Raw genomic sequence first — 14,264 nt, forward strand, 5'->3', positions numbered from 1 at the left:
CCGTACTGCGGGCCGAGGCTCGCGGTCGCAGGTTCCCCGTACTGGCTGGTGAGCGCCCATGTACCTGAGCCACTTCGGCCTGCAGGAGGCGCCGTTCGGCCTCACCCCCAATACCGGCTTCTACTACGGCCTGCCCCCTCACGAGGAGGCGCAACAGGTGCTTAACTGGGCGCTGGCGCAAGGGGAGGGATTTATCAAGGTGACCGGCGAGGTGGGTACCGGCAAGACCCTGCTCTGCCGAAAACTGCTGAGCGAGCTGGGCTCGGAAGAGTGCCCGGTGCGGCTCGCCTGGTTGCCCAATCCCCACCTCAGCCCGGCCGAGCTGCGCACAGCGCTGGCGCTGGAACTGGGGTTGTCGGTGCGGGAGCAGAGTGAGCTGGATCTTACCGATCGCATCCATCGTCACCTGATCAGCCTGCACCAGCAGGGCAGTCGGGTGGTGGTGCTGATCGATGAGGCCCAGGCGCTGCCTGACGAGACTCTGGAGGCGATTCGCCTGTTTGGCAATCTCGAGACCGAATCGAGCAAGCTGCTGCAGATTGTGCTGTTCGGCCAGCCGGAGCTGGATATCAGACTGGCCAGGCCCCACCTGCGCCAACTGCGCCAGCGGATCGGCTTTTCATACTGCCTGCGCCCGCTGCGCTTTGACGAGACCCGCGCCTATCTGGAGCACAGATTGCAGGTCTCCGGCTACCGCGGGGCACCACTGTTTGCCGGCCGTGCCATGCGGATGCTGTGGCGGGCCTCGCGAGGGATCCCGAGACTTATCAACATCCTGGCGCACAAGTGCCTGATGCTGGCCTACGGTCAGGGGAGGCGCCGGATCGATAGCCGTCTGGTGAGGCTCGCCATTCGCGATACCGACGATGCCAGCCGCTTTGCGCCCTTGCGCTGGTGGCCCCTGTTACTGTTACTGTTGCTGGGGTGCGCCCTGGCTTATGGAGTCTGGCCATGAGCGTTATCAACCAGATGCTGAAAGATCTGGATCGGCGCCAGCAAGGCGCCGAGGGAACTGCCGTCTATATTGCCCCTGCGCGCCAGCAGGGGTGGTGGATGTTGCTGCTGACCCTGATCTGTGGTCTGGCATTGGGGATCCTCGGTTGGCGCACCTGGATCTACTGGCAGCAGACACACCCTGTCGTCGCCGCCAGTGAAGTGGTGGCCCCCGATGTGGTGACACGGGCCGCCGAGCCAGTCAATCCGCCCGAGCCGGTCGAGGTGGCGGCTGCGCTGCCGTTGCCGGGTGGGGATGAGAGAGTGGCTGATACCGCTGGCGGGCAGGTAGAGGGAGAAATGGCCGATGGTGCCCCCTTTGATGCCTCCAGCGATGTTGACGATTCGGAGCCGACCGATGAAGAGCTGCAGCCCGAGCTCTACGCCGAACTGGCGGCAGAGCAGCAGGCTGTCGCCAGCGCGCCGCGCAAACCCAGCGTATTGAAGATCGAGACGGTCGAGCTGTCGGCCAAGGAGCTGGCGGCACTGGCGGAGCGCAAGGCGACGACCGCCATGGCCAAGGGAAGCCTGCGGGATGCGCAGGACAACTACTATCAGGTGCTGGCCCACGATCCCTATAACCAGGGGGCGCGCGAGCAACTGGCGGGGTTGCTCTACGGCGAGGGGCGCCTGACCGAGGCGCGCCAGCTGCTGGAGGAGGGGATCCGGCTCGATCCCCAACAGGCCGATTTTCGTCTGCTGCTGGCCCGTCTTGCCATCAACGAGGGGCAGCAACAGCAGGCGCTTGGCTGGTTGTCCGGTTATCAACCTGATCTTGCCAGCAACTTGGACTATTACGCCACTTGGGCGGGTCTGACCCAAGAGCTGGGTCAAAATGCCGATGCGGCGGCGCTCTATGTGAAGCTGCTGCGCCAGCAGCCGGATCAGGGCCGCTGGTGGCTTGGTCTCGGTGTCGCCGAGGATGGTCAGGGGCACAGCCAGCGGGCACTCGATGCCTATCGCAACGCCCTGCTGCACGGCAATCTCGGCGAGGCGTCGACCAACTGGCTGGAACAACGAATTGGCCAACTAACCCCTTGATAAACGCAGATTCGATGAGCGAAGCCTCATCGGATGCGGCAACGGGTGTGAAGTAACAGATATCGGAGCAAACATGGCACAACCCAGACTGAAAATGCGCCTCGGCGACCTGCTGGTTCAGGAGCAGATCATCTCTGATGATCAGTTGCAGCTTGCCCTGCAGCAGCAGCGTCAGACCGGACGCAAACTGGGTACCACTCTGATTGACCTCGGCTTTATCAGCGAGGTACAGCTGCTGCAGTTCCTCGCTCGCCAGCTGGATGTACCATTCTTCGATCTCAATAACCTCACCATCGATGCCGCCGCGGTGCCGCTGCTGCCCGAAGTGCAGGCGCGCCGTTATCGGGCGCTGGCGGTCAATCTTACCGACGACAAGGTGACGGTAGCCATGTCGGATCCGGCGGACTTGAGTGCGCTGGATGCCATCGCTGCCTTGCTGAGCCCGCGGGAGATGGTGCTGGCGGTCGCGCGGGAAGGGCAGTTGCTGGACTATTTTGACCGCCTCTATCGCCGCACCCGCGAGATTGAGAGCTTCGCCGAACAGCTGCAGGAGGAGTATCAGGACTCCGGCTTCGAGTTGGGTTCAGGTAATCTGGGGGCCAATGACGAGGGGGAGGCGACGGTGGCCAAGCTGCTGCGCTCCCTGTTCGAGGATGCGGTGCAGGTGGGAGCGTCGGATATCCACATCGAGCCGGACGAGAAGGTGCTGCGCATTCGCCAGCGGATCGACGGCATCCTCCACGAGAATATCCTCAACGAGGTGCGCATCGCCCAGGCGCTGGTGCTGCGTCTCAAGCTGGTGGCCGGGCTCGATATCTCCGAGAAGCGCTTGCCGCAGGATGGCCGTTTCAATATGAAGGTGCGCGGCCGTGATGTGGATGTGCGGATGTCCACCATGCCGGTGCAGTATGGCGAGTCTGTGGTGATGCGTCTGCTGGATCAATCCTCCGGCATCCTGTCGCTGACCGAGACCGGCATGCCGCCGGAGATCCTGACCCGTTTCCGTCGTCAGCTCAAACGCCCGCACGGCATGATCCTGGTGACCGGCCCCACCGGTAGCGGCAAGACCACCACCCTCTATGGCGCTCTCTCCGAGCTCAACCAGTCCAGCAACAAGATCATCACGGTCGAAGATCCGGTGGAGTATCGTTTGCCCCGTATCAGCCAGGTGCAGGTCAATCCCAAGATCGGTCTCACCTTTTCCCACGTGTTGCGTTCTACCCTGCGTCAGGATCCGGACATCCTGCTGGTGGGTGAGATGCGTGACAACGAGACGGTGGAGATCGGCCTGCGTGGCGCCATCACCGGTCACCTGGTGCTGACCACCCTGCACACCAACGATGCGGTGACCAGTGCCTTGCGCCTTATCGACATGGGGGCGCCCGGCTATCTGGTGGCGAGTGCCCTGCGGGCTGTGGTCGCCCAGCGGCTGGTGCGGCGGGTATGTGAGCACTGCGTCGAGGAGAAGGCGCCCGACGAAGGGCAGGCCACCTGGCTCACCGTGCTCTCCGGCGAGGCGCCTGGCCAGCATACCTATCACAAGGGCCGGGGTTGCCAGAGCTGCAACTTTACCGGTTATTCCGGCCGGATCGGGGTCTACGAGCTACTGGAGCTGGATCAGCCGATGATGGATGCCCTGCGCCGCAACGATGCGGAAGGGTTCGCCAAGGCGGCCCGTCAACACGAACACTACCGGCCGCTGGCCCTCACTGCCCTCGATTATGCCCGTCAGGGGATCACCTCGGTGGATGAGGTGTTGCGACTGGCCGAGGATTTGGGGTAAGCGATGGCTAACTTTGCTTACAAGGGGCGTGACAGCCAGGGCAACGCCACCAGTGGCGTGGTCGAAGCGGCCAACGAGATGGCGGCCGCCGAGCAGCTGATGCGCCGTGGTGTGATGCCCACCGAGCTCAAACCGGGCAAGGCCAAGTCCGCCGCCATCGACTGGTCACTGTTGCTGGAAGGGGGCGTCAAGCTGGATGAGCTGGTGATCTTCAGCCGCCAGATGTATGCCCTGACCCGGGCCGGGATCCCGATCCTGCGTGCCATCGCCGGGTTGGAGGAGAGTACCCACAGCAAGCCGCTCAAGCGGGCGCTTCACTCGCTGGGGGAAGATCTTGGCAACGGTCGCCCGCTCTCCAGCTCGATGCAGGCGCACCCCAAGGTATTCAGCAGCCTGTTCGTCGCCATCATCCATGTGGGTGAGAACACAGGTCAGCTGGAAGAGTCCTTTTTGCAGCTCGCCAACTATTTCGAGCTGGAGCTGGAGACTCGCAAGCGGATCAAGACCGCGATGCGCTACCCCAGCTTCGTGATGATCGCCATCGGTATCGCCATGGTGATCCTCAATATCATGGTGATCCCGGTGTTTGCCGGCATGTTCGCCAAATTCGGGGTGGAGTTGCCGCTGGCGACCCGCATTCTGCTCGCCACCTCGCACTTTTTTGTCAACTACTGGTGGCTGCTGCTCGCTATTCTGGCGGGGATGGTGTTCGGTTGGCGCCGCTGGGTCGCCACCACCAAGGGCAAGCTGACCTGGCACCGCTGGCAGCTCAAGTTGCCGATCGTCGGCACCATCATAGAGCGCTCCCTGCTGGCCCGTTTTGCCCGCAGTTTTTCCATGATGCTCAAGGCAGGGGTGCCGCTGAACACCGCGCTGACCCTGGTGGCCGATGCGGTGGATAACGCCTATATGGCGGGGCGGGTACGGGATATGCGCGCCGGTATCGAGCGGGGCGAGAGCCTGCTTCGCACCGCCAGCAGCAGCGGCCTGTTCACCCCGCTGGTGATGCAGATGATCGCCGTGGGTGAGGAGACCGGTCAGGTCGATGACCTGCTGCACGAAGCGGCCGAGTATTACGAGCGCGAGGTGGATTATGACCTCAAGAGTCTCACCGCTCGCATCGAGCCGATCCTGATCGGGATCGTGGCAGTAATGGTGTTGATCCTGGCGCTGGGTATCTTCACGCCTATGTGGGACATGATGAGGGCCGTAAGAGGCAAGTAACCCCGTATCTTCACGCCAGAATGGTGGGACATGATGCGAGCGGGATGTGAGTGGTTCGTAGCAAGTAACTCGGCATCTTCACACCTGAGTGGCTGGGCATGATGAGCGTCGTAAGAGGCAATAGGGCGAGGGAGTCGAGGAGTGGATGAACAGACAGACACAACAGGATGATCGCTGGCTGGCCGGATATCGGCGGATCGCCGTGATAATGCTGTTGATGGTGATCGTCACGACCCTGGTGCGCAGCTATCAGATCAACCGGGAGGAGGCGCAACAGCTTTCGCTCACCCTGCTGGGGGAGCAATTTGCGGAGCGGGCACAGCGTTTGCACGGGATCTGGCTGAATGAGCGGCGCCCCGACACCCTGCATAGCGCGGGTCATGGTTGGCAATTTGATGAGCGTGGCTGGCCACTCGGACTGTTGCCCCTGCAATCACCATCAGAAAATTGTCGTCAGTTGTGGCTGGCGTTGGTGGGAGAGACGGAGGGGGGCATGCCACCCTTGCAGTTTCTGGCCCGCCCCGATGGCAGCGGGTGCGAGATGGGGTGGGATGGTTATTGGCTGGTTTATCTGTTTTCCGACGGGCGAGTGATTAAAAAGCCTTGAATGAGGCTAATCATATGACCCAACTACATGATTTTTTTAGGTCTGCATGAAATAATATCGGCCATTACCAAGGGAGCATGAAAATGAAACCAATGGCACCATCAATGCCAAATAACGGGATGACAAGAGTGACCGCCGGCTTCTCCCTGATTGAGCTGGTGATCGTTATCGTGATCCTGGGGATCCTGGCGGTAACAGCGTTGCCCCGTTTTCTGGATGTAACCGACGAGGCGAAAAAGGCCAGCGTCGAGGGCGTCTCGGGTGGTTTTGCAACAGGAGTGTCGCTAGTGCGGGCCCAGTGGGAAGCGGAAGGGCGCGCCAAACAGGATAGCCTCAATACCGTGCTCTATGACGGCAGCCGCTTCTATCTGACCACGCCGACCGATGCCCAGATCAGCAACGGCGAGTTGTCTCCCGGCTATCCCATGGATACTGCGGCCAGCGGCAATCCGGATGTGGATCCGGCCAATCTGAGCGCAGAGCGTTGTCTCAAGATTTGGGAGGGGTTGCTGCAAAACCCGCCCAAGGCTACGGCCAACTTCAATGAAGTACGCGGTAGCGGCAATGACCTGAAATACTATGCCACTGTGAGCAGTAATGGACTGGATTCGGTCTGTCGTTACTATCTGGTCAATAGTTTGAGTAAGGGCAGCGATGGCAAGTATCAGGATCCGCAAGGCAGTACTGATGCATTCATGAGTTTCAGTTACCGTCCGGCGTCCGGTCAGGTGACTACCAACATCAATTGACAGAGGAAAGTGAAATGAAAAAACAGGCGGGTTTTACCCTGATCGAACTGGTTATCGTGATCATTATTCTGGGTATTCTGGCGGTCACCGCTGCACCCAAGTTCCTGAATCTGCAGGATGATGCGCGTAAAGCAGCTGCTGATGGGGTCAAAGCATCACTACAGAGTGCGGCTCAGATGATTTACAGTAAGGCGGCTATCCAAGGTATTGAAAACTCTTCTGCGGCAGTCTCTGTTGCTGGCACTACCGTCGATGCCAAGTATGGCTATCCGACAGTAGGTACCATTGCAAACGCCGTTACTTTAGATGGGTGGGATGAAGTATCTGCATCCAAAGGGACCTTCAAGCCCAAGGCGGCTGGCAATAACGCTAATTGCCAAGTTAAATACAATGAGGCCACTTCAGCCGCTGCATTCAGTGTTGATGTGACAGGTTGTAGCAACTGATTGAATTATCAAGCGAGGCTTTGGCCTCGCTTTCTTCTTTCCCCCTATGAGAAAAACCATGCCTGCAACCAAGGGCTTTACCCTGATTGAACTGGTTGTGGTGATCCTGTTACTCGGGATTCTCGCCGCCTTTGTCGTGCCCAAATGGCTGGGCAAAGGCGGCGTTGAAACTCAAACTGTGCGTGATGAACTGCTGACCCGTCTACGGTTGGTACAGACCGTCAATATGCATGAGCCTGCCAACCGCTGTACCCTGCTGGTGGTCGCCTCTCCCCGTTTTGCCCACCGTACTTATGCGGCGTGTCCCGCCAGCGATGATCTGGGCAGTGGTTGGACCGATAACCTGCGCACCCGTGGTCGGCTGGTGACCGCCTCTGACGGAATCACGCTTTCCCTGAACAGCAACAGAAGCTTCGTACTCCGCTTCGATCAGATGGGCAGACCGCTAGGCAACTGTGCCAACGGTTGTACCTTGCTGGTGAGTGATGGTCGCGAAACCAGCCGCATCCAGATTGAGTCTGAGGGGTATATCCATGAGATCCCTTAAGCGCGGCTTTACCCTGATTGAGCTGATCGTTGGCATAGTGCTGCTGGCGGTGGCCTTGACCGGCATATTGGGGTTACTCATCAATCAGGCGCCGCAGGCGGTAGACCCGGTGCAGCAGGTACGCGCCGCCCAGCTGGCCCAGCGCCTCTCCGGCGAGATCCTGCAAAAGTCGTTTGATGAACATTCGGATCATAATGGTGGCCGTTATCGTTGTGGCGAGCAGGTGGCGGGGGTGAACATAGCTCCCTGCTCCGGCAGTTATGGCCCCGATGGTGAGCCGGCTCCCTACGCCTATAACGATGTGGATGACTTCGATACTGCGGGAAACTGGCGGGATGCCAGCTGGTTTACCCAGACGGCGGCGGGGATCAGCGGCGAGGAGTATCGCAACTATCAGGTCAGGATTGCGGTCAGCGCCGTCGATTTTAGCGATGGCACCTTCAAGAGTTGTACCGCACCCTGTTCTGTGGGCAAGCGGATTGATCTGCAGATCAAGCTGCCGGATGAGAGCGTACTCGACTTCTCCTTCTACCGGGGGAACTACTGATGAATCGTTCCGCTGTCGGGGGTTGCCTGCCTGTCCGAAAGTCCGCTCCTGTAACCACTTCCGGCTTCCGATTATGTCTGGCGGCTAGTCGAGCTTACCGTAAACCTGGGGGTAACAGTGGCTTTACCCTGGTCGAGCTGGTGATGGTGATCCTGCTGCTGGGCATCATGGCGACATTTACCAGCCAGTTTATCGGCATCGGCAGCCAGATCTATGGTGATGCCAGCAGTCGTGAACAGTTGATGAGCGATGCCCGTTTCGCCATGGAGCGGCTTAACCGCGAACTGCGCGATGCGGTGCCAGGATCGGAGCGGATCGAGACGCTTGATGGTACCTGGGTTGACTCGGGGGCTTGCCTGCGGTTCTGGCCTATCAGCACCTCCAGCCGCTATCTGGCGCTTAACCGTGCCATGTCGGGGAGCACGGCCACCCTTGAGCTGGTGATGGCGACCCCGGCTTCTGCTGCCAGCCCGTCGAGTGCAGATCCGTTAGCCGTCGGCAAAGGTGACTGGATGATCGTTTTCCCGGTACCTGACCCAAGTGCAGGGTCGCTGCTGAGCAATTGTGAATATGGCCGCTGTGTGGCCAGGGTTGCTGATGTGCTGGCGCCCGTCTCCGGCGCACAAACGATCCGCTATACCAATAGCGAGAGTCTGGCTGGCCTCTCTCCCGGTAGCCGTGTCTACTTTGCCAATCAACAGGTACGTTATTGCGTTGATGGGGGCACCCTCACTCGTGCCAGTGCCGCAATCGGTGCTCCTTTACCTGCGCAAGGCGTGCTGATGGCAGAGTCGCTCCGCGCTGGCGGTTTCTATCGGGAAACATCGGCATTCAACGCGGAAGGGGAGTTTGGCATGCGGTTCTTGTTCGAACGCAAGGGGGAGTCGGTCACCTTCAACCACAAGATAGAGGTGTTCAATGTGCCCTGATCCACAGGCTTTCGGACGGATGCGAGGCAGTGCCTTGATGATCGCCCTGTTTGTGATTGTGGTGATGGCGCTGCTGGCGGCTGCAATGGGCCGTTTTCTGGTCGATAGCGGCGAGAAAAATACCGTGGAGGTGCGCAGCGTGCGGGCTCTGCTGGCCGCCCAGAGCGGGCTGGAGATTGCTCTGTATCAGCTGTTTCCGAACCGGCCTGCTGCGCCATCTCCCCAGGATCGTTGTGACTGGATCAGCCCGACCCCCTCGTTCACCGGCGTTACCGGTCTGGTGCAGTGCCAAGTTGCTGTGCGTTGCACTCAGGTTCCGGTGACCTATAACGGTGCCGTGACTAATGGCTATCGTCTCGAGAGTGTCGGAACCTGTGGTTCCTCTGAACTGGATAGTGCGAGTCCCGATTTTGCCGTGAGCAGAACTCTGATGCTTGAAGCGTATGACGGAGGCGGACAATGAAATGGGTATGGGCGCTTGCCCTCTTTACTGGCCATGTCTGGGCCTTCGACCCTATCGACACAGGCACGCTCTTTCCGGATGTGGTGCAAGGGCATCATGGCAACAACAATAACGTTTGCCATCAGATTAGCGGCTACCAGCTTAGCCAACTCAACAACGCCAAGATCAACGGTTCCGGCGGTTTGCCTCTCAACTTCTGCTCCATCCAGCCGGATCAGAACAATACGCCGCGCTGCGATGATGGTACTGGCGGCTACATGGTTTGTAGCGTTACTGGCAAAGATATCCGCGGGCTGTCCCTGAGCGGGAATAATGCTTTTCCCGCCATCACCTCCAATTCGACCCAGCTCTGTTCGTTCGGTGCGCAAACGGCTTCCAGTACCTCTTATGGTGCGATGACGGTAGAAAACTGCACTATGACGTTCCCCAGCCGCAGCACCTACCTGATCAAGACGCTGACAGTGCGCAACAACGCGATCCTGGTGCTGGGGGAGGGGGATTACTTCATCGACAAGCTGATTCTGGACAGCGGTACCATCCGTCTCTCAGGCAGTGGCACCACCCGGATTTTCGTCAATCAGGATGTCAAGCTGGTCAATACGGTCAATATCAATGCCAATAATCAGGGCAGTCTCATCTGGGTTAACTATAACGACATGGTGATCGACAACCGCACCACGTTTTATGGTTATCTCTATGCCGATGGGAAGCTCACCATGAACAATAATGCCACCGTCTATGGCAGGGTGACGGCCCGCTATCTGGCCATGGATGCCCAGTCCAGCATCAATGAAGCGGTACTTCCGCCGATGCTGACCTGTTTTGTCGACGGTTTCGAAAGCAGCCAGATCAACCCCGACAGTTGGGTCGTGGCTCAGCGCAACAACAGCACATTGCCATCGGTGCAGAATGGTCGCCTGCGTCTCACCCAGAACGTCACCAACCAGGCCACGTCGGCCACTTTCCAGCGCCTCTTCCCCGGTGCAGGTAACCTGGTGACGGTCGAGTTCGATCAATACGCCTACAAGACTTCCGGCACAAGCGGGGCGGATGGCATGGCGGTGGTGCTCTCGGATGCCACCCTGACGCCACAACCTGGTGCATTTGGTGGCCCCCTGGGATACGGTTTCAAGACCGGGATCAGTGGTTTTGCGGGCGGCTGGCTTGGTGTCGGGATCGACGAATACGGCAACTACGCCAATGAGGGGGGGTCTTATAATATCGGCTCCCGACCGCAGGCCGTCTCTATTCGCGGATCCGGCTCCGGTACCTCCGGTTACCGCTACCTGGCCGGAACCGCCAGCAATCTCAACCCGACCGTCGACAGCGGTACCAACAGCAATCGCCCCCACCGCTATCGCATTACGGTCGACTCTCGCACGGCGGGCAACTCGGTGGCCACCGTCGAACGGGATAGCGGTGACGGGTTTCGTACGCTCGTTGGTCCAATCAACATGACGAGCCAGACCGGCCAAGCGACAGTACCGGGCAACTTCCTGCTGTCATTGACTGGGTCCACCGGGTCGGTGACCAACTTCCACGAGATCGATAACGTGCGGATCTGTGCGCTGCGTTCCAGTCCAGTGGGCACCCAGATCGATCATTTCGAATTCGATCACAGCGGCAATGCGCTGACCTGCAACCCTGAAACCCTGACCATTCGGGCCTGTGCCAATGCCGACTGCAGCCTGTTGGTGACCGAACCCGTGACTGCCACCCTGCAACCCGCAACGAGTAGCAGCGGTGGTTGGGTGGGAGGCAATCAAGTGAGCTTCAGCGGAGGAACCACCACGCTGGCGCTGCGACAGAATACCGCCGGTACGGTGACCGTCGGGGTCAGCGGCTCGACGCCCTCGACCAAACCGTTGAGTACCACCCTGTGCCGGGTTGGCGGTGGCGCCAAGAGTGCGGCTGCCTGTACGCTCACCTTTGCCGACAGCGGATTTATCTTCGACGTGCCCGACACCTACTCGAACCAGCCGCAGACGGTGACCATCAAGGCGGTCAAAAAGAGCGATGTGACCAAGCAGTGTGTGCCGGGGTTTGCCAGCCAGAGCAAGAGCGTCAAGTTCTGGAGCAGCTATATCACCCCCACCAGTAACCCCTATAACAGCCAGATGAGCGTCAACAGCAGTACGATTGGTGCCAGTCAGGGGGCTGCAACGCCGCTCTCCCTCGTATTCGATGCGCAGGGGCAGTCGAGCATAACGGTTAAGTACCCGGATGCGGGCAAGGTGCAACTGGATGCTCGTTATGATGGTACTGGCAGTGAAGCCGGTCTGGTGATGCTAGGCGCGGATCAGTTTGTGGCTCGCCCGGTCGGTCTGTGCATCACGCCCCCGCAAGGGGTCTGCGCGGCAGGTGACAGCAGCTGTCCGGTATTCAAAAAAGCGGGGGAAACGTTCCAGGTAGATATCAAGGCGATGGCCTGGGAATCCGCCAATGATGGGGATATCTGCGTAGGGAATCAGACTACGCCCAACTTTGTGCTGAGTGGCATTGGCTTGGGTAGCACCTTGGTGGCACCAAGCCCCGGCTCCAATGCCGTATTGGGTACTTCTACTTACAACCACGTGGCAGCGACCAACAGTGTCAATAGCCTTAGCCAGACTGTGAGCGAGGTGGGAGTATTCCGGATGACGGCGACGCCGCCAGTCAATGGCTACTTCAATTACACCATCCCATCAACCCAGAGCCAGCCGGTGGGGCGTTTTATTCCTGCCGACTTCAATCTGGTGAGCGGCGACATAGTGCCAGCCTGCAATGCGTTCTCCTATATGGGGCAGCCCTTTGGCGTCATGCTGGATGTGCTGGCTCGTAATACGATGGGCGTACAGACCCGAAACTATACGGGGCCCTTTGCCAAGGGCGAAGCCTATCTCTCGGTTGCCAATGATAAGGATGGTAAATCCCTGTCGAGCCGCTTGCGCAGTCTGCAGCCGCTGCCATGGCTCGATGGCCGTGCGGCCTTGACTACCGGTAGCAGCGAGTTTGTGCGCCTCTCTGGCACGCAACCGGATGGTCCCTACAACTCTTTGTTGTTTGGTCTGTATATGAGGGATAACGATGGCGACAGAACGCTGATTGCCAGCCCGAATTTCAATGATGCCGTGGTAGGTAACTGCAGTGGCAGCGGCTGTAATGCCCGTCAGATAGACAGTGTGCCTATGAAAGCCTATTTTGGCCGCCTGCAGGCGGGCACGGCGGCGGGTCTGGCCTCGGCACCGCTGGCCATTCCACTGCAGATGCAATATTACGAAGGGGGCAACTGGCTGCAAAACAAGGAAGATCAATGTACCCAGTTCTCTTTGGCCAATCAGGGGTTCACTTTCCTCAATCCGAGTCACACCTTTGATGCGGCGACTCGCGAGCTGAATCTGGGGGCAGGTCGCAAGATCAAGCTGGGATTGGGCAGTTCGGCACCGGGTGGGGATGCTGCACTGGCGAAAGACGGGGAGATCCTGTTCCACTTTGCCAAGCCGGACATCTCGGTGCGCATCCCCTACAAGGTCGAATTGGCAAAACAGCCATCATCGCCACTCTGGTTGTCTGACCCAACGAGTGCCAATGACGGCAACCTGCAAGGTGAGGCCATTTTCGGCTCCAGCCGGGGTAATGACAGAATTATTTATCGGCGCGAAGTATTGCAGTAATTGATGTGTAAGGGGGGTTGGCTCAACAGCATCCCCCTAAATCCTTGTTTATTAGTGTTTGCAAGCGTGTGCGAGTGAGTGATGACTCGCATTTTTGTCGCGCCTGATTGATTGGCGACAGTTTGAGCGCTTGCCCATTGGGGTGGGCATTGGTAAAGTTAGCCGGTTTTCTGCACCTCCAAATTCTTAGGATTTCCCGTAGCCATGTTCAAAAAGCTCAGAGGCGTCTTTTCCAACGATCTGTCGATCGATTTGGGAACTGCCAACACCCTGATCTATGTAAAAGATCAAGGGATCGTCCTTAACGAACCCTCAGTTGTCGCCATTCGCCAAGAGCGCGGGAACGCCAAATCGGTCGCTGCTGTCGGTCATGCCGCCAAGCAGATGCTGGGCCGTACCCCGGGCAACATTTCCGCAATCCGCCCGATGAAAGATGGCGTGATCGCCGATTTCTACGTGACCGAGAAGATGCTGCAGCACTTCATCAAGCAGGTTCACGACAACAACTATTTCCGCCCCAGCCCGCGTGTGCTGGTGTGTGTACCGTGCGGTTCAACCCAGGTTGAGCGTCGCGCCATCAAGGAGTCCGCACTGGGCGCCGGTGCCCGCGAGGTCTACCTGATCGATGAGCCTATGGCTGCTGCCATCGGTGCCGGCCTGCCGGTATCCGAAGCGACCGGTTCCATGGTGGTTGATATCGGTGGTGGTACCACTGAAGTGGCCATCATCTCCCTGAACGGTGTGGTCTACTCCCAGTCAGTCCGTATCGGTGGCGACAAGTTTGACGAAGCGATCATCAGCTACGTCCGTCGCAACTACGGCAGCCTGATCGGTGAAGCGACTGCCGAGCGTATCAAGCACGAGATCGGCTCCGCCTATCCGGGCGAAGAGGTGCGCGAGATCGAAGTCCGTGGTCGCAACCTGGCTGAAGGTGTACCGCGCAGTTTCACCCTCAACTCCAACGAAATCCTGGAAGCGCTGCAAGAGCCGCTGTCCGGTATCGTGGCCGCCGTCATGGTGGCGCTGGAGCAGTCTCCGCCGGAACTGGCTTCCGACATCTCCGAGCGCGGCATGGTGCTGACCGGTGGTGGCGCTCTGCTGAAAGATATCGACCGTCTGCTGATGGAAGAGACCGGCATTCCTGTCGTCGTGGCCGAAGATCCCCTCACCTGTGTGGCCCGTGGCGGCGGCAAGGCGCTGGAGCTGATCGATATGCACGGTGGCGATCTGTTCCACTACGAATAAGACCCAAAGCCGGCCAGCGTGCCGGCTCTTTTTTGAC

The 14,264-nt window shown here is 59.2% G+C and carries 13 protein-coding genes; all 13 read left to right on the top strand.

Going from position 1 to position 14,264, the window contains the following annotated elements; genetic code table 11:
* The first annotated feature begins 58 nt into the window (after positions 1–58).
* The 13 genes from G5533_RS09910 to G5533_RS09970 all read left to right on the top strand — a co-directional run bounded on the left by G5533_RS09910 (position 59) and on the right by G5533_RS09970 (position 14,227).
* Positions 59–955 (top strand): ExeA family protein, encoded by an 897-nt coding sequence (locus G5533_RS09910; protein WP_216952746.1) that lies wholly within the window; start codon positions 59–61, stop codon positions 953–955.
* Positions 952–2,034 carry a tetratricopeptide repeat protein gene (locus G5533_RS09915; RefSeq protein WP_441254742.1) on the top strand — a complete coding sequence of 361 codons (1,083 nt, stop codon included), beginning with the start codon at positions 952–954 and terminating at the stop codon, positions 2,032–2,034. Before G5533_RS09910 ends, G5533_RS09915 begins: the two co-directional genes overlap by 4 nt.
* Positions 2,035–2,107: 73 nt before the next feature.
* Positions 2,108–3,817 (top strand): MSHA fimbrial ATPase MshE, encoded by a 1,710-nt coding sequence (gene mshE, locus G5533_RS09920; protein ID WP_106844139.1) that lies wholly within the window; start codon positions 2,108–2,110, stop codon positions 3,815–3,817.
* 3 nt (positions 3,818–3,820) lie between these two features.
* A complete protein-coding gene (locus G5533_RS09925) occupies positions 3,821–5,041 on the top strand; it encodes a type II secretion system F family protein (protein WP_005340027.1) in 1,221 nt (406 codons plus the stop codon).
* Positions 5,042–5,186: 145 nt separating this feature from the next.
* Positions 5,187–5,648 carry a hypothetical protein gene (locus G5533_RS09930; protein ID WP_216979622.1) on the top strand — a complete coding sequence of 154 codons (462 nt, stop codon included), beginning with the start codon at positions 5,187–5,189 and terminating at the stop codon, positions 5,646–5,648.
* 77 nt (positions 5,649–5,725) lie between these two features.
* Entirely contained in the window at positions 5,726–6,397 is a 672-nt protein-coding gene (locus G5533_RS09935) for a prepilin-type N-terminal cleavage/methylation domain-containing protein (protein WP_106844142.1), read from the top strand.
* Positions 6,398–6,411: 14 nt separating this feature from the next.
* Positions 6,412–6,843, top strand: coding sequence for a prepilin-type N-terminal cleavage/methylation domain-containing protein (locus G5533_RS09940; RefSeq protein ID WP_319920144.1), 432 nt, complete (start codon positions 6,412–6,414; stop codon positions 6,841–6,843).
* 58 nt (positions 6,844–6,901) lie between these two features.
* A complete protein-coding gene (locus G5533_RS09945; protein ID WP_421249446.1) occupies positions 6,902–7,390 on the top strand; it encodes a type II secretion system protein in 489 nt (162 codons plus the stop codon).
* Entirely contained in the window at positions 7,377–7,937 is a 561-nt protein-coding gene (locus G5533_RS09950) for a prepilin-type N-terminal cleavage/methylation domain-containing protein (RefSeq protein WP_106844145.1), read from the top strand. Before G5533_RS09945 ends, G5533_RS09950 begins: the two co-directional genes overlap by 14 nt.
* Positions 7,937–8,866: a PilW family protein gene (locus G5533_RS09955; RefSeq protein ID WP_441254743.1), complete on the top strand. Its 930-nt coding sequence runs from the start codon at positions 7,937–7,939 to the stop codon at positions 8,864–8,866. Before G5533_RS09950 ends, G5533_RS09955 begins: the two co-directional genes overlap by 1 nt.
* Positions 8,856–9,329 carry an MSHA biogenesis protein MshP gene (locus G5533_RS09960; protein WP_421249449.1) on the top strand — a complete coding sequence of 158 codons (474 nt, stop codon included), beginning with the start codon at positions 8,856–8,858 and terminating at the stop codon, positions 9,327–9,329. The genes G5533_RS09955 and G5533_RS09960 overlap by 11 nt, the downstream gene beginning before the upstream one ends.
* Entirely contained in the window at positions 9,326–12,982 is a 3,657-nt protein-coding gene (locus G5533_RS09965) for a DUF6701 domain-containing protein (protein WP_441254744.1), read from the top strand. The genes G5533_RS09960 and G5533_RS09965 overlap by 4 nt, the downstream gene beginning before the upstream one ends.
* Positions 12,983–13,186: 204 nt before the next feature.
* A complete protein-coding gene (locus G5533_RS09970; protein WP_005340051.1) occupies positions 13,187–14,227 on the top strand; it encodes a rod shape-determining protein in 1,041 nt (346 codons plus the stop codon).
* Positions 14,228–14,264: the final 37 nt, after the last annotated feature.

It is taken from the genome of Aeromonas sp. A600620 (assembly GCF_029479985.1).
GTDB lineage: Bacteria > Pseudomonadota > Gammaproteobacteria > Enterobacterales > Aeromonadaceae > Aeromonas > Aeromonas veronii_A.